Origin of the sequence: Haloarcula mannanilytica (assembly GCF_005406125.1) — an archaeon.
Taxonomy (GTDB): domain Archaea; phylum Halobacteriota; class Halobacteria; order Halobacteriales; family Haloarculaceae; genus Haloarcula; species Haloarcula mannanilytica.
Genome location: NZ_BIXZ01000001.1, coordinates 944,357 through 959,293, shown reverse-complemented (window position 1 = coordinate 959,293; position 14,937 = coordinate 944,357). Strand labels below are relative to the sequence as shown.

The 14,937-nt window shown below is 63.9% G+C and carries 15 protein-coding genes; 9 read left to right on the top strand and 6 right to left on the bottom strand.

The features are described from left to right. Positions 1-26: 26 nt before the first annotated feature. Positions 27-1,370 (bottom strand): hypothetical protein, encoded by a 1,344-nt coding sequence (locus Harman_RS04875; RefSeq protein ID WP_137682671.1) that lies wholly within the window; start codon positions 1,368-1,370, stop codon positions 27-29. 96 nt (positions 1,371-1,466) lie between these two features. Next, on the bottom strand, positions 1,467-2,111 hold the full coding sequence (locus Harman_RS04870; RefSeq protein ID WP_137682670.1) for a DUF1405 domain-containing protein: 645 nt from the start codon (positions 2,109-2,111) through the stop codon (positions 1,467-1,469). A 149-nt stretch (positions 2,112-2,260) separates the two neighbouring features. On the opposite strand from Harman_RS04870, the gene Harman_RS04865 reads away from it, so the two are divergent. The 7 genes from Harman_RS04865 to Harman_RS04835 all read left to right on the top strand — a co-directional run bounded on the left by Harman_RS04865 (position 2,261) and on the right by Harman_RS04835 (position 8,508). Next, positions 2,261-2,626, top strand: coding sequence for a DUF5802 family protein (locus Harman_RS04865; protein WP_137682669.1), 366 nt, complete (start codon positions 2,261-2,263; stop codon positions 2,624-2,626). 494 nt (positions 2,627-3,120) lie between these two features. Beyond that, a complete protein-coding gene (locus Harman_RS04860) occupies positions 3,121-3,786 on the top strand; it encodes a helix-turn-helix domain-containing protein (protein ID WP_137682668.1) in 666 nt (221 codons plus the stop codon). A gap of 71 nt (positions 3,787-3,857) precedes the next feature. Then, positions 3,858-4,751, top strand: coding sequence for a Vms1/Ankzf1 family peptidyl-tRNA hydrolase (locus Harman_RS04855; protein WP_137682667.1), 894 nt, complete (start codon positions 3,858-3,860; stop codon positions 4,749-4,751). A gap of 74 nt (positions 4,752-4,825) precedes the next feature. Next, positions 4,826-5,836, top strand: a complete 1,011-nt coding sequence (locus Harman_RS04850) for a DUF1611 domain-containing protein (RefSeq protein ID WP_137682666.1) — start codon at positions 4,826-4,828, stop codon at positions 5,834-5,836. Further along, positions 5,833-6,882: a dipeptide epimerase gene (locus Harman_RS04845; protein WP_137682665.1), complete on the top strand. Its 1,050-nt coding sequence runs from the start codon at positions 5,833-5,835 to the stop codon at positions 6,880-6,882. The genes Harman_RS04850 and Harman_RS04845 overlap by 4 nt, the downstream gene beginning before the upstream one ends. 85 nt (positions 6,883-6,967) lie before the next feature. Continuing rightward, a complete protein-coding gene (locus Harman_RS04840; protein ID WP_137682664.1) occupies positions 6,968-7,861 on the top strand; it encodes a GAF domain-containing protein in 894 nt (297 codons plus the stop codon). Further along, complete coding sequence (locus Harman_RS04835; protein ID WP_137682663.1) at positions 7,858-8,508, top strand: DUF7504 family protein; 651 nt, start codon at positions 7,858-7,860, stop codon at positions 8,506-8,508. The genes Harman_RS04840 and Harman_RS04835 overlap by 4 nt, the downstream gene beginning before the upstream one ends. A 60-nt stretch (positions 8,509-8,568) precedes the next feature. On the opposite strand, the gene Harman_RS04830 is transcribed toward Harman_RS04835, so the two are convergent. The 4 genes from Harman_RS04830 to Harman_RS04815 all read right to left on the bottom strand — a co-directional run bounded on the left by Harman_RS04830 (position 8,569) and on the right by Harman_RS04815 (position 12,185). Then, entirely contained in the window at positions 8,569-9,042 is a 474-nt protein-coding gene (locus Harman_RS04830) for a redoxin domain-containing protein (protein WP_137682662.1), read from the bottom strand. A gap of 77 nt (positions 9,043-9,119) precedes the next feature. Then, positions 9,120-11,069, bottom strand: a complete 1,950-nt coding sequence (locus tag Harman_RS04825) for a hypothetical protein (RefSeq protein ID WP_137682661.1) — start codon at positions 11,067-11,069, stop codon at positions 9,120-9,122. Between the two features lie 68 nt (positions 11,070-11,137). After that, a complete protein-coding gene (locus tag Harman_RS04820) occupies positions 11,138-11,650 on the bottom strand; it encodes a gamma carbonic anhydrase family protein (protein WP_137682660.1) in 513 nt (170 codons plus the stop codon). A 103-nt stretch (positions 11,651-11,753) separates the two neighbouring features. Beyond that, a complete protein-coding gene (locus Harman_RS04815) occupies positions 11,754-12,185 on the bottom strand; it encodes a universal stress protein (RefSeq protein WP_137682659.1) in 432 nt (143 codons plus the stop codon). A 183-nt stretch (positions 12,186-12,368) separates the two neighbouring features. Here Harman_RS04815 and Harman_RS04810 point away from each other — a divergent pair, with 183 nt between their 5' ends. Both Harman_RS04810 and thrS read left to right on the top strand, forming a co-directional pair. Continuing rightward, the gene (locus tag Harman_RS04810) at positions 12,369-12,938 is read left to right on the top strand and encodes an HTH domain-containing protein (protein ID WP_137682658.1); all 570 of its coding nucleotides are present in this window, start codon (positions 12,369-12,371) and stop codon (positions 12,936-12,938) included. Positions 12,939-12,994: 56 nt separating this feature from the next. Beyond that, positions 12,995-14,923: a threonine--tRNA ligase gene (gene thrS, locus Harman_RS04805; protein WP_137682657.1), complete on the top strand. Its 1,929-nt coding sequence runs from the start codon at positions 12,995-12,997 to the stop codon at positions 14,921-14,923. Positions 14,924-14,937: the final 14 nt, after the last annotated feature.

The following is a 14,937-nucleotide window of genomic DNA, read 5'->3' as shown; positions in this document are numbered from 1 at the left end:
GGTAGTGAGCTGTGTTAGCAAGTGAGCTACCGCCCGTTCTGTGGCCCGCTGTTCCCGTTCCCCTGGTTGTTTCCGCTATCGCTGCCTTGACCACTGTCCCCGTTCTCTTGGCTGCTTCCGCTATCGTTGCCTTGACCGCTGTTCTCGTTCTCTTGGCTGCTTCCACTATCGCTACCTTGACCGCTGTCCCCGTTCTCTTGGCTGTTTCCGGTATCGCTACCCTGGTCGCTGTTCCCGTTTTCCTGGCTGCTTCCGGTATCGCTACCCTGGCCGCTGTTCTCATTTCCCTGGGCGTCTCCACCAGCACTCCCGTCGTCGTCATTTCCCTGGGTGTCCCCGCCATCGCTCCCGTCGGTGCTATCGTCAGAGTCGTCGGTGTCTTCGGAGTCGGAAGCATCGTCAGAATCGGCGCTCTCTCCAGCGGAATCGTCACTGCCGTCGCTCACACCGCTATTTCCGTTGCTGTCACCGGTTTCAGCCCCGGAATCGCCGTCGGCACCCTGATCTGAACCCCTGTCACGTCCGTTTCCGTTGCCCCCGGCGGTCTCGTTTTCGCTGTCAGCACCCACGTCATCCGGCGGCCCCCGGTCGCTGTTGTTTCCCTGTTGTCCGGGCGCGTCGTCAGATGGCCCCTGCTGGCTTTCGTTCGTGCCCTGTGTAGTCGCAGTGTCCGGCGGTCCCCGTTCGCTTTGGTTGGCTCCGGCGTCGTCGGGTGGCCCCCGCTCGCTTTCGTTAGCTCCGGCGTTCCCGGGTGGTCCCTGTTCACTCCGGTTGGCTCCGGCATCCGCCGGCGGTCCCTGCCCGTTCCCGGCTGGCCCGACGTTGCCGGGCGGTCCGGCGATACCGCGGGCGATTGAGGCGACCTGCTGACCGGAGAACTCGCTGGCGTTTTGCTTCAGACGCTCCAGCCCAGTGTCGTCCACACCGGCCTGCTCGGCGGCCGCGTCGGTGTCGTTAATCGCGGTCTGCAGTCCCGCAATCTCCGCAGTGAGTCGACTTCGCTGTGCCACGTAGGCCTGCTCAGTGAGAGTCCCGTTCTCGTACTTTTCCTCGAGCGTGGCGTTGCGTTCCTGCAGCCGTTCGAGTTGCTGTTCGAGCGAGCCAGCCCGTTTCGTGACTAACTGGGTTCGCTTAGTCTGGTTCGATTGGTTGTATGCCGACTTCCACATGCCGTTTTCGACCGTGTCGTTTGTGGCGGCCGAGTTCGACTGGAGGAACGCCGTGAGCTGCGTTCCCATACCGCTGGCAGACTCGTTCTGCGTGGCCACTGTCTCCGTTGTGGTCTCCTGCGCTGTCACGGCCGGAAGGCCGACAACGACAGCCCCGACGATGACCAGCAACGTGAGGAGCGTGGCCTGGCGTGGGCTCATTCGTATCACTACTTCTGCCCTCCCACATCAAAAAGAAACGCCTTCGTTCGTGTCGTTTACGGACTCTTGAAACAAACACAGACCGTCCAATAGCGTTTAAGCTGTCTTTTGAGCCGACTTTTCCGTTGGGAGCAGGTACCAGGCGATGCCCACCGACAGCACCGAGAGCACGACAGTGGCGGCCGGTAACAGGAGGCCGGGATCGTACCGCAGCGGCGGATGGTAGCCGAAGCCGTAGTCGAGCACGTCGTTGCCGAGTGCCAGTACCAGCGCGGTCACGAGCGCGCCCTTCGTCGTCCGGGCGTAGTGAGGGACTAACAGCCCCTCGGCGACGAATCCGAGATGGGTGACGATGATCCCGAAGTACGCCCACGGGGCGGGGAAGTAGGCGTCGAAGCCGATGTTTAACGCCACGACGGTCCACAGCCCCATCTTGACTAGCCAGACCAGCGCGATGGTGTGGAGATACGCGAGTGGCACCGTCAGCGGGACCTCGTCCAGTGACTTCCCGAGAAACGGCAACAGGGTCGCCACCGACAGCGTCATCAGAAACAGCGCGGCCGGCGAGTCGGCGTACAGCGGCCAGAGAAACGTCGACACCTCGGGCAGCGTCTCGACGTAGTACCGGACGCCGACGAGCATCGCGACGGCGTTGATGACCAGTAGCCACACGAGGCTCGGCGTCTGCTCCAGATAGTACCGCGCGTAGCGACGTGGCAACGGCCCCCGCTGCTCGCTCATAAATCGACTCGGGACCGCTCGCGGCAAAGCCCTGTCGGACGGGACCCGGATCCCTCTCGTCCAGCCGTCGAATCCGCGCTGTTTGCACGACGGCAAAAGGCTGCCGGCGAACACTTATGTATGTCAATGACACACATTCGGATGCACCGATGTTCGAACAGTTTTCGCGCGGATACTACCTCGGCCGCCTCTACGTCGAACCGAGAGATGACACGGCGGCCGCGATGTGTCGCGAGCAGCACAAACGAGTGAACGAGCAGTTGTACGCCTCCGGTGAGGGAATCGAGCGCACAGACTATCCGCTCGTAATGAAACTCGGCTCGCGGCACTTCACAGTCCACGGTGACGAACAGGTCCCCGCGGATACGCTCGTCGTCCCAGAAACGATGCTCGAAGAGATCAACGTGCGGAACCCGCCTAGCCTCGAAGAAGTATTTCTGGCGAAGGCGGACCACGCCGCTCAACTCCTCTCTATCTCCGAGGGGACGCCGACACTACCCGATACAGCGGTCTGACGAGTAGTATCGCCGTTCTGGTGACGTTCACCACCGCCACCAACCGGCATTTGAGTGGCGAGAACCCATGGTATCTACGAATCCGTTTATAAGTAGGTTATACGCTTAAGCTACAGACCAATCCGGGTCGGGAGCGTCTATCCACCTGTATGTCACAGCGAATCCACACCGACGATTGGGACAGCGCTACCGACTCCAAATTCTACCTCCCCGCCGGGGTTACCCCGTCGTCCGAAGCCGGCTGGTTCGGGCGTCTCTGGGCCATGGTTTTCAATCATCGCGTCTGAGCCAGCGATAGCGATTCGCGGGATGAGCGAGTAGAATCGGACCGTATCCACGTGTGCAGAAACCGCGACCAACCGACTCAGTTAAGCTACCACACGGCCACCGTTATATCCACGATACCGAGAATCGTCTTATAGATTTTCACCGGGCATCTCAAACAAGCTCTTACCCGCACGTCATACCACACCCAAACCACTACCTTACAGAAAATGACCGATATCAAAGCGGTCGTCCGGACCGAGCACCCTGACATAGTGCTCACGGAGACCGTTACTCACGACCGGAGTTCGAAAGTCAGGTCGGTGTCGGAGGCGGGCACAGATCCGACATCGGGTAAGTTCTTCTATCACATCGAGTCGTCTGACTTCCAGCAGTTCGAAGACGGGTTACGGACCGACAGGACCATCGGCGAGTTCGAGCGCGTCATCGAAACCAGAGACGACGAGGCCATCTACAGCTTCGAGTATACGGACGAAGCGAAGATCCTCTCACCTGTAATTTCAGCGGCGAACGGTGTCATCCTCGACATGGAGAACGACGGGAGCGCCTGGGTTCTCACAGTTTGGATGCCCGAGCGAACGGATCTGGTTCACCTCTGGGATTACGCACAACAGAACGACATTGACATCGATTTACTGCGCGTGAACGAATACGCCAGTTTAGGGAACACGGACGCTGGATTGACCGACAGCCAGCGAGAGGCGCTCCTCGTTGCATTAGAAACAGGGTATTTCGAAGAACCACGGAACGCAACGCTCAGCGAGGTCGCCGCCGATCTGGACATCTCACAGCCTGCTGCCAGCGGTCTCCTCCGACGTGGGATCAAGCGACTCATCATATCGTCGCTGCGGGATGACACCGAACCGCCGGAGTGACCGGCCGCTCCTCGATGCAGTGGCAGTCCGGGAAGTCACTTTTAAGCATATCCCCGTCTGCCATCCAGTCGATGCTTGACCGGTTGCTGGGACGCGCGTCGCTGAAAGAGCGGGTGGCTGAACTCGAAGAGGAGACCCACCATCTCGAACGACAGCTCGACGCCGAGAAGGAGCGCCGCGCCGACGCAGCGACCGAGCGCCAGCGGGCCGAGGCCGAGGTCAACCGGCTGGAGGACCGCGTCGCCGAACTACAGGACCGCGTCGAACGGCTGCAAGACGAGGAGGGCGAATCGACGTTTCGGGCCGAGGAGACGCTCAGTCGGGCGCGGCTCGGCGCTGTGCTCGACCGACTGGAGTCCTTCGAGACGGAGCCGGAGGGCGTGTTCACGGCCTACGTCGACGCGGAGCGCTCCCTGCCCGGTCCAGTCAGAGAGGCCTTCGGCGACCGTGCGTCGCTGGTCGCCAGCGCCGCGCCGTGTCTCGCAGTCACCGATGACGCCGGCGTTCTGTCGGCGTGTCTGTCCGTCCCCGCGCCGCCGTCGCCGTTTACCGAGTGGGCCGACGCCGTTCGGCTGGAGCGGTCGTGGTTCGAACCGACCGGCGAACACGTCGTCGCGCTGGTCCGCTCGGACCTGTTCGCCCTGGGCGAGTACGACGGCCGCGAGCGGACCGCTTTCCACGGGTTCGACTCGGACCTGAAAAGCCAGCACTCGAAGGGCGGCTTCTCGCAGGGCCGGTTCGAACGGCTTCGGGACCAGCAGATCGACTCCCATCTCGACCGCTGCCGGGCCGCTATCGAGGAGGTGTCGCCCGACCGACTGTATGTCGTCGGCGAGGGGTCGGTCATCCACGAGTTCGAGGACCTCGCGACGGCGACGAAGCCGGTCGACGCGACCGGGGAGCCGGACGAGGCGCTCGACGACGCCGTCCGGTCGCTCTGGACCGTTCGGCTGCGCGTGCCGTAGGTCGGGTCCCGACCGCCGCAGCGCCGTCCGTGCAGGTGGATAGGTTTTTCGCGGACGGGTGACTCAGTTCCGGTATGGCTGTTGCGATTCTCACCCACGACGCCTTCCCCGACCGAGCCAAGACGGCCGTCGGCCTGTTGCGCTACGGCGACCGGGAGGTCCGGGCGCTCATCGACCGCGAGCGGGTCGGGCAGCGCGTCCACGACACGCTCCCGGACGTACAGGACGCCCCAATCGTCGCGTCGATGGCCGACGCACCCGAGGTCGACGCGCTCGTTGTCGGCATCTCGCCCATCGGCGGGGAGTTCGACGAGTCCTGGCGCGAAGACGTACGCACGGCGCTCGAACGCGGCTGTGACGTGTATTCCGGACTGCACGACTTCCTGGCCGACGACGCGGAACTCACCCGCCTCGCCGAGGAACACGGCGCTGAACTGCACGACCTCCGCAAGCCGCCCGAAGATCTGAGCGTGGCAGCGGGGACTGCCGGCGACATCGACGCGACAGTCGTCACCACTGTCGGCACCGACTGTTCGACGGGGAAGATGACCGCGTCGTTCGAAATCCGCGACGCGGCGCGGGAACGCGGTCTCGACGCCGCCGTCGTCCCGACCGGGCAGACCGGCATCGCCATCACCGGCTGGGGCATCGTCATCGACCGGGTCATCGCCGACTACGCCGCCGGCGCGGTGGAGCGGCTGGTCGAAGACGCACAGGCGGCGGACCTCCTCGTGGTCGAAGGCCAGGGCGCGCTCGCCCATCCGGCCTACTCGGGCGTGACGACGAGCATCCTCCACGGGTCGGCTCCCGACGCGCTCGTCATGTGTCACGAAGCCGGCCGCGAGGCCATTCACGGCTACGAGTCGTTCGCCATTCCGCCGCTCTCCGAGTACGTCGACATCTATGAACGCCTCGCCGCGCCTATCTCAGATGCATCTGTCGTCGCGGGCATGCTGAACACGCGCCACCTCGACGACGACGCGGCCGCGGATGCCGTGACGGAGTACGGCGACGCCCTCGGCACGCCGGCGACGGACCCGGTCCGTCACGGCGTCCCCGACGAGGTACTGGACGCTATCGTATGAACTGGACTGTCGACCGCTATGACCTGCCGCTGTCGAATCCGTTCGGTATCGCCCGGGAGACAAGCGAGACCAGCGAGACGGTCGTCGTGGAACTCACCCACGAGGGAACCACCGGCATTGGAGCCGTCACGCCGTCTGCGTACTACGGCGAGAGCGCGGCGTCGGTGGCCGAGACGCTGCCCTCGCTCTGTCAGACTGTCGACCGAATCGGCGATCCACACGCTCAGCAGCGCATCGAGCGGGAACTCGACGACCATGCACCGGACCAGCCCGCCGCCCGGATGGCCGTCTCTATCGCCGTCCACGACCTTGCCGCTCGGTGTCTGGACCTGCCGCTGTACCGCCAGTGGGGGCTCGACCCCGCGGCCATCCCGCCAACGACCTACACGGTCGGCATCGACACGCCCGAGCGAATGGCCGAGAAAGCCAGCGAGGCGGCTGCCAGCGGCTTCGGCCGCCTGAAGGTCAAACTCGGGACCGACGACGACCGGGCGCGACTGGACGCGGTTCGGGAAGCGGCCCCCGACGCCGAGCTACGCGTTGACGCCAACGCCGCCTGGACCGCCGAGGAGGCTATCGACAAGACCGCGTGGCTCGCCGACGCCGGCGTCACGATGCTCGAACAGCCGGTCGAAGCCGACGACATCGACGGCCTCCGGCGCGTGACTGCGGCGACCGAGATTCCCGTTGCAGCCGACGAGTCCTGCGTGACCGCGTCGGACGTGCCGCGGGTCGCCGACGCCTGTGACATCGTCAACGCCAAGCTGGTCAAATGTGGCGGGCTCCGCCCCGCGACGCGGCTGCTCCACACCGCCGAGGCGCACGGCCTCGACCTGATGCTCGGGTGCATGGTCGAGTCGAACGCCAGTATCGCTGCCGCGGTCCATCTCGCGCCGCTGGTGGACTACCTCGACCTCGACGGGGCACTCCTACTGGAATCGGACCCTTACACCGGCATGCCGCTCGATGGCGACGTATTCGACCTCACTTCGGTGTCGGTCGGCACGGGCGCGACGCGGAATCCCGCCTTCGCCGAATCGGTGTGAATCGTCGCGGTGGTTCCCGCTACTCGGAAATCATCGATGATAATATGTGGAGAATAGTTTTGTATTGGTCCTCTGAGTCATAGTTATGGCACGCTCAGTTCTCTGTGTTGATACTGCAGATCGAATAGACGACGTGGCGACGGCAGTCGAGGACGACGAGTCGCTGACGGCCCGGACGGCCACATCGGTCGAGGCGGCGCGTGAGACGCTCGAAGCAGAGCCTATCGTCTGTGTCGTCACGGGATACGACCTTCCTGACGGGACCGGTCTCGAAGTCGTCGGCGCAATCCGTGAGACTGCGCCCCAGACGCCCTGTGTCTTGTTCACCGACGTTCCGCCCGCTGAGATAGACACGGCGTCGTTCGAGGAAAGCATCGTCGAGTACCTCAACCGTGATCTCCCCGACGCACACGACCGGCTCGGGTTTATCGCCAACGACGTGATAGACTACAGTGCCCAGGCGAGCTTCATCCGTCCGGACGACGAGGACGAGCGCCTGGAGACACTCGCACAGTACGACGTTGACGCCCTCCCCATCGAGGAGAGCTTCGAGCGCCTGACCGACCTCATCGCCAGCCACTTCGACGCGGCAGTGTCGTTCATCGGGCTCATCGAGGAAGACGAGGAGAACTTCCTGGCCTGTCACGGCGGGGACCTGGATACGTTGACTCGTGAGGACACAATCTGTACGCACAGTATGCTTCAAGAGGACGTGATGGTCGTCGAGGACATCCTGCAGGACGCTCGCTTCGCCGAGAACGAGCAGCTGCAGAACCTCGGCATCCGCTCCTACGCCGGCGCGAACATGACCGCGAGCAACGGCCAGGTCATTGGGCAGGTATGCCTGCTCGACCACGAGCCGCGAGGCTACGACGCCGAGGAGCAAGCCGAACTGGAGGACTTCGCCGACACCGCGATGGAAATTCTGGAGCTTCGACAGACCGTTCGTGACGCCGAGCGGACGGAGGTCGCACAATGAGTTCCCTCTCCGCGGACGGGTTCGAGGTGTCTGACGGTATCGGGCCGCTGGAGAGCGGCACGAGCGTCCTGCTGACGGGCGACGATACGGATGCGCTGGAATCGGTGTTCGCCAGGGTCGTGGCCCCTGCTGACGGCGAGCGGAGCGTCGTCCTTGCGACCGACAGCCGTGGCCGCGCGGTCAAACGGTCTCTGAACGGCGCGAAACGCGGTGCCGGGGACCGGTCGTCGGTACTCACCGCCGCGGGAAGCCCGAGCGGTGACGACATCAAGACGGTCGACGACCTCTCGGACCTCACCGGGATGGGGATGGAGTTCGCGGCGCTCGCCGCCGACTCACAGCAGGAAACCGACCGGTTCCGGACCGGTATCTTCCTCTGTTCGACGATTGCCGGTGAACTCGATGACACCCGGTCCCTGTACCGCTTTCTCAACTCCACGTTCCTGACCGAAATCAGGCGGAGTGACGGCATCGGCGTCTGCGCTCTCGACACGAGCGCCGATATCGGTGCGAACATGGACAGCACAGTAACCGGCCTGAAAACGTCGTTCAAGTCTCACGTCGCTGTCGAGGCGACCGGCCCCGGTGAAGCGACGCTCACCATCTCCGACGCTGACGGCGAGAGAGCGGTCGACGTGTCAATATAGCGGCCGCGACTTGCGCTTCTCGCGCCGAAAGAAATGTGAGAACGCGGCGGTTTTAGACGCTTACGCCGACGCGACGGCGTCCAGCAGTGCCTCGTAGTCCGGCTCGTTCGTCGGGTCGTCGGCGACCCAGCTGTAGGTGACTTCGCCGTCGTCGTCGAGGACGAACACCGACCGGTTCGCGACGCCCAGCAGCCCGAGGTCCTCGATGTCGATTCGGACGCCGTAGTCGTCGATGGCGTCCCGACCCATGTCGCTGACCAGGTCGAACTCCAGGCCGTGTTCCTCGCGGAAGGAGTTCAGCGAGAACGCCGAGTCAGCGCTGAGCCCGAGGATCGTTGCCCCGGCGTCGTGGAAGTCCCCGAGGTGTTCCTGCAGGGCCACCATCTCGTTGGAGCACGGTGGCGTGAACGCGCCCGGGAAGAAGGCGAGCACGACCGGCCCGTCGCCCAGGTGGTCGCTCAGTTCGAAGGCCTCTACCTCACCGTTCGCGATTGTCGCCGAGATGTCCGGCGCAGTGTCTCCAGTAGATACCATCACGCGATGCTAACGGCGTCATCCGAATAAAGGCTCACCATCCGGCAGCGATGCCAGGGTCGCCGAAGCCAGCCCGCTCACACCCACTCGTCGAAGGAGTGGTGTTCGCGGCTGTTTTCGATGTAGTCCAGTTGCATCGACTGGATAGCGGTCGAAAGGTCGTCGCCGTCGTCGAGATACTCACGGACGCGACCGATTTTCCAGTCGCTCGGGGTCACGCCGGCCTCGTATCTGGCTTTAATCGGCTCCAGGTACTCGTCGATGCGGGCCTCCGGAACATCCTGTTCCGCGAGGCCCAGACGGGCGTACTGGAAGATTTCGTCGTAGATTTCGTCGTGGTCAGCCGTCCGCTCGCCGTCGGCTGTCACCCACGAGAGGTCAGCGTCGGAGCCGTCCCGTGCGGCGTTGTAGAAGCTCCGCTTGGCCTCCTGCCAGGGCAGTTCTACGGCGGGGTGGTCCGCGACGACCAGCCCGCGAATGAGACCGACCGTGAGCGCCTGCAGCCCGATCATGTCCTTGACGTGGGGTTGTGTCGGCAGCGGGCGGTACTCGATGCGCAGCGACTTCTCAGTGCTGGCCCCGTCGACCGCCGTCCCACCGATGACACACCGGAGCCACCGCCAGTAGGTCCCGCGCTTGTGGTCGAACTCCCAGAACTCCTCGGCGAACGCCGTTCGCTCGTCGTCGTGCAGGAATTCCCGGAGGAACGGCGCGAACAGGTCGTCGTCGACGACGCGACCGACCACGTCCGTCGTATCGTCGAGGTCCCGCGGGACCCGCACTTTCGGGTTTTCGCTGGTGTTGACCGACTGCTCGAAGGCCGCGATGCGGAGTTCGTGATGGGTGTTCGCACAGAGCCACTCGCCGTCGGTGTCGTCGTACATATCGGCGGGGAGGAACGGCGAATTGACTGACAAGGCGAGCAGCGGCCCGAGCGTCCGTATCGCGGCGTTGTAGTACTCGGGGAACGCCGCAGCGTCCGGAATCTGGAGGTGTGGCTGTATCGAGGTGGCCAGCGACTCGAACAGAATCGTCGGGAACGACCCGCTGTAGCCCGGCACGTCGAAGTCGATACTGCCGCCGGCGCGGTCCAGCGCCTCGTTGTCCAGCGCGACGTACCTGGGCGCTTGCCGCATGTTCTCGGCGAGGACGACCCCGTCGCGGGTCTCGTGGGCCGAGAGGTACGCCTCGCTGCCCTCTTCGGGCGGGATGGTCCACATCGCGTCCAAGACGAGTTCGCAGTTGTGCTTGCTCGCCTGCTGGCGGGCCTGCTTCGTCTGCATCTCCACTGCCGTCGTCTGGACCTCCATCCCGGTCTGGTCGAAACTGTTCGGTTCGGTGTTGACCTCCGCGTTGTGCAGGCCCAGTTCCTTGTTGGCCTCGCCCTCGAACACCACGTCGGGCAGGCGGGTCAGCCGCCCCGCCCAGTCCTCGGGGTCCATGTACGGCTCGTCGACCTCCCCGTCCTCGACGGTCGACTCGACGGCTGGTTCGGTCTCTTCCTCAGGCGTTTCCGGTTCGTCCTCGGCCAGCGGACTGTCCGGGTCGATGTCGAGCGACGGCCCTTCACCGGGGCCGAAAGAGTCGTCGCCGTCGTCGTCGGCATCGCCGTCACTCTGGCCCGACAGCTCGTCTCCTGCGGGCTCCAGCGAGTCGTCCCCGTCCGGTTCCAGCGACGCCTCGTTCCCACCGCCGGGTTCGAGCGACGCCCCGCCACCGTCCTCCGGTTCGGCCGGCGCTTCGAGCGACCCGCTCCAGGCCGCGTCCCCCGAGCCACTCAGGTCGTCGTCGAGGTCTTCTTCGGCGACTGCCTCGCCGTCTTCGTCCTCGTCGGGTTCGGGCGGGTCCGGTTCGGCGTTGATTGCGTACAGTTCGATCTCAAGTCCGACGGAGAACGCCTCGTTGTCGAACTCTCCGGCCTCGATGGCTCTTCGGAGCTGCATCGCCTGTTCGTCGACCCGTTCAGTGAACGCCGCGGCAGTCTCGTCGGCGAGCGACCGGGTCACCAGGTCGACGATATCGTCCATGCTCGGTACTGTGTGGGCTCTTCCACTATAAGTGACCCGTCGTGCGTTTGCAGAACCGATACCGAGCGTTATTCGAACAGGTCTTCGTGACGGGCCGCGAGGTTGGCGTAATCGCCGGAGCTGAACGCCTCGAACACCTCGGTGGGGTCGATAGTGGTCTCGGACAGCGGCGTCACCGTGGCTGGACTCCCGCGGACAAAGGACTCTGCGGGCACCTCATACCCAGGTGGGACGACGGTGCCCATCGCGACAATGGAACCCTCGCCGATGGTGGCGTCGCTGACCGTCGAATTGAACCCCACGAGCGCCCCGTCGTTGACTGTTGCGTCGTTGAGGACGGCCCCGTGACCGACCATCACTTTCTCGCCGACGGTCGAGGCGTGGACGATGGCCCCGTCGCCAATGGCCGATTCGCGGCCTACTTCGACGGGCGCCACGTCGCCGCGCAGCACGACGCCGGGCCAGACGTTCGCGTTCGGGCCGACGGTGACATCGCCTACCAGCGTCGCCTCGCGGCTGACGTGGGCGTACCCGTGGATGTCCGGTGTGGCTCCTTCGAACTCGTACTCTCGGCTGTCCATACTGTCCACCGCGTGTCGGCAGTCCGAAAAGATACCGGTCAGATCAGGGGGTCCCGTTCGCGCGGGTACTCCGCAACCCCATGTTCGCTAGTCCGGACCGTCGCTACTCGATATGGACCACGAGGACGGGCACGGGCGCGCTTTGGACGACGCGCTCGGTGACACTCCCGAGGTTGGCAACCCTGTCCCGTCCGGTTCGGCCGTGGGTGCCCATCACGATCAGATCGATGCCCTCCTGTTCGGCGTAGTCGGTGATCGTCTTGTGAGGGATGCCCTCTTCCATGTTCGTGACGACCTCGACACCGGCTTCCTCGCCGCCGACGGCGATGTCGTCGAGCGCGACATCGCCCTCCTCTTCCAGGGACTGGCGCACTTCGTCCTGATTGGCCTTGTCAGCCGCGAGGTAGAGCCGTTTGTCCACGACGTACAGGCCGTGGAGGGTCGCGTCGTTGTCGCGCGCAATCGAGGTCGCGTGTGCGAGTGTCTCCGTCGTTCCCGAACTGCCGTCGGTAGCTACGAGCACCGAGTCGTACATGTACGGCTTCCCATGCGAACTGTGCCCACATAGTACTCCCTATCACGATGAACTGCCCCGCAATTATCGCACCGGGCGTGAGAAACACTTGATTCACCTTCCGTCGTTCAGTGTATAATCATTCTAACCATTAATTGTCAACAGGAATGTTTTTCCCGGTTGCTACCCATTAATATCTATACGATGCAGGGGAGCACGCAGTCAGACGACACACGGGCAGAATTGTACGTTCGTTCACTCCTGCCCGACGGGCACACGCAGCAACAGGCTGCGGTACTCGACCGGCTTGACGGATTATTGAGCGCCGGTATTCTGTCAGATATGTCTGTTCAGGTCATCGGTCGGCAGATTCCGTCCACACCAGCGGAGGCTCGGACCGAACTCGGGTTGTTCGCACTCAACCGTGTCAGCGTCTTTCAGGAATGGGCGAAACGAAACGACTGTTCACTCGAACCCGCGTTCCAGGTCCGGTCGGTGGACTCCGAGATATCGGGGGAGCAGTACCGAGCGCTTGTGTTTCCGACCCAACTATTAGCGGAGTACGAGGGGTCGGAGCTCACGTGCGTGACGCCGCATACGGCCAACGGGGAGACGGTCACCGTCAGAGACCGGCTCACAATGCTCGAAGAGGAGGAGGAGGAATCGGCGTTCTCGCCGCTGGAGCGTGCGAGCGCGGCACCGCCGCCGACGCAGTCTGACCCACCGGCTGTCGACTCCATCGACGAGGACTCGGACCCGCTGTTGCCCGAGTAGCCAGCGCCGCCCGCGTCTCAATACACTTATCCCCGGCCGCCGTCGTATCCTCGGATATGAGTACGGTCACGGTCACGCTGCCCGACGGGACCCCCCTAGAGGTCGAGCGTGGCAGCACGGTCGAGGATGTCGCCTACGAAATCGGGCCAGGGCTGGGTGACGACACGGTCGCCGGCGTCGTCGACGGCGAGCTTGTCGACAAGCACGCGCCGCTGACAGCCGATGTCGAGCTGGAGATCGTCACCGAGAGCAGTGACGAGTATCTCGACGTGTTGCGTCACTCCGCCGCTCACGTGTTCGCCCAGGCGCTGCAGCGTCTCCACCCCGACGCGAAGCTCACAATCGGACCGTGGACCGACAACGGGTTCTACTACGATATCACCGATGTAGACATCGACGAGGACGACCTCGAAGCTATCGAGGCCGAAGCCGAGGAGATCATCGCGGAGGACCTCGACATCGAGCGCGAACTCGTCGACCGCGAGGAGGCCTTCGAGCGTTACGAGGACAACCCGTTCAAACAGGACATCCTCGAAACCGAGGCCGCGGACGACGAGGAGGTCTCCTTCTACACCCAGGGCGAGTTCGAGGACCTCTGTCAGGGGCCACACGTCGAATCGACCGGCGAAATCGGCGGCTTTGCCCTGCTTGAAATCTCGGCGGCCTTCTGGCGCGGTGAGGAGGAAAACGAGACGCTGACTCGCGTGTACGGGACCGCGTTCCCGACGCAGGACGCTCTTGACGAGTTCCTCGAACAGCGCCGCAAGGCCGAGGAACGGGACCACCGCAAGATCGGCCAGGAGATGGACCTGTTCTCCATCGACGAGACGACCGGGCCGGGACTGCCGCTGTATGAACCCAACGGCAAGAAGATCCTCAACGAACTCTCCGAGTACGTCGCCGGCCTCAACCGCGATGCGGGCTATGACGAGGTCGAGACGCCCCACGTCTTCCGCACCGAACTGTGGAAGAAGTCGGGCCACTACGAGAACTACGTCGACGACATGTTCCTGCTGGATGTCAACGACGAGGAGTACGGCCTGAAGCCGATGAATTGCCCGGGCCACGCCACTATCTTCGAGCAGAACTCCTGGAGCTACCGCGACCTGCCGGTGCGGTACTTCGAGGACGGGAAGGTGTACCGCAAGGAGCAACGGGGCGAACTCTCCGGGCTCTCCCGGACGTGGGCCTTTACCATCGACGACGGCCACCTGTTCGTCCGCCCGGACCAGATCGAGGAGGAGGTGCTGGCGACGGTCGACATCATCCTCGACACGCTGGACACGTTCAACCTTGACTACACCGTCCAGTTTGCCACCCGGCCCGAGAAGTCTGTGGGCGGCGACGAGATCTGGGAGAAAGCCGAATCCCAGCTCGAAGCCGTCCTCGACGAGCAGGACATCGACTACGTGGTCGAGGAAGGCGACGGCGCGTTCTACGGCCCGAAGATCGACTTCGCCTTCGAGGACGCACTGGGACGGCACTGGGACGGCCCAACCGTCCAGCTGGATTTCAACATGCCCGAGCGGTTCGACCTCTCTTACACCGGCGAGGACAACGAGGAACACCGCCCGGTGATGATCCACCGCGCCCTGTATGGCTCCTATGAGCGCTTTTTCATGGTGCTGACCGAACACTACAACGGGAAGTTCCCGCCGTGGCTCGCCCCCGAACAGATCCGTCTGCTCCCGGTCAGCGACGACAACATCGCCTACTGCGAGGAGATTCAGGACGAACTCGAGGACTTCCGGGTCACTATCGAGGACCGCTCCTGGACCGTCGGCAAGAAGATCCAGCAGGCCCACGACGACCGCGTGCCCTACATGTGCGTCATCGGCGACAACGAAGAGGAAGCCGGCACCATCTCGGTGCGTGATCGCAAGGAACGCGAGGAGAAGGACATCGACATTGGCGAGTTCCGCGACCACCTCGAAACCGAAATCGAACAGCAGCGAACTGCCGTGACGTTCCTCGCCGGCCGGTAGTCGCTGTCCCCGAC

Excerpts from the sequence above, each read along its gene's own strand:
- Harman_RS04875 (WP_137682671.1), bottom strand. The coding sequence starts at position 1,370 with ATGAGCCCACGCCAGGCCACGCTCCTCACGTTGCTGGTCATCGTCGGG.
- Harman_RS04870 (WP_137682670.1), bottom strand. The coding sequence starts at position 2,111 with ATGAGCGAGCAGCGGGGGCCGTTGCCACGTCGCTACGCGCGGTACTAT.
- Harman_RS04865 (WP_137682669.1), top strand. The coding sequence starts at position 2,261 with ATGTTCGAACAGTTTTCGCGCGGATACTACCTCGGCCGCCTCTACGTC.
- Harman_RS04860 (WP_137682668.1), top strand. The coding sequence starts at position 3,121 with ATGACCGATATCAAAGCGGTCGTCCGGACCGAGCACCCTGACATAGTG.
- Harman_RS04855 (WP_137682667.1), top strand. The coding sequence starts at position 3,858 with ATGCTTGACCGGTTGCTGGGACGCGCGTCGCTGAAAGAGCGGGTGGCT.
- Harman_RS04850 (WP_137682666.1), top strand. The coding sequence starts at position 4,826 with ATGGCTGTTGCGATTCTCACCCACGACGCCTTCCCCGACCGAGCCAAG.
- Harman_RS04845 (WP_137682665.1), top strand. The coding sequence starts at position 5,833 with ATGAACTGGACTGTCGACCGCTATGACCTGCCGCTGTCGAATCCGTTC.
- Harman_RS04840 (WP_137682664.1), top strand. The coding sequence starts at position 6,968 with ATGGCACGCTCAGTTCTCTGTGTTGATACTGCAGATCGAATAGACGAC.
- Harman_RS04835 (WP_137682663.1), top strand. The coding sequence starts at position 7,858 with ATGAGTTCCCTCTCCGCGGACGGGTTCGAGGTGTCTGACGGTATCGGG.
- Harman_RS04830 (WP_137682662.1), bottom strand. The coding sequence starts at position 9,042 with ATGGTATCTACTGGAGACACTGCGCCGGACATCTCGGCGACAATCGCG.
- Harman_RS04825 (WP_137682661.1), bottom strand. The coding sequence starts at position 11,069 with ATGGACGATATCGTCGACCTGGTGACCCGGTCGCTCGCCGACGAGACT.
- Harman_RS04820 (WP_137682660.1), bottom strand. The coding sequence starts at position 11,650 with ATGGACAGCCGAGAGTACGAGTTCGAAGGAGCCACACCGGACATCCAC.
- Harman_RS04815 (WP_137682659.1), bottom strand. The coding sequence starts at position 12,185 with ATGTACGACTCGGTGCTCGTAGCTACCGACGGCAGTTCGGGAACGACG.
- Harman_RS04810 (WP_137682658.1), top strand. The coding sequence starts at position 12,369 with ATGCAGGGGAGCACGCAGTCAGACGACACACGGGCAGAATTGTACGTT.
- thrS (WP_137682657.1), top strand. The coding sequence starts at position 12,995 with ATGAGTACGGTCACGGTCACGCTGCCCGACGGGACCCCCCTAGAGGTC.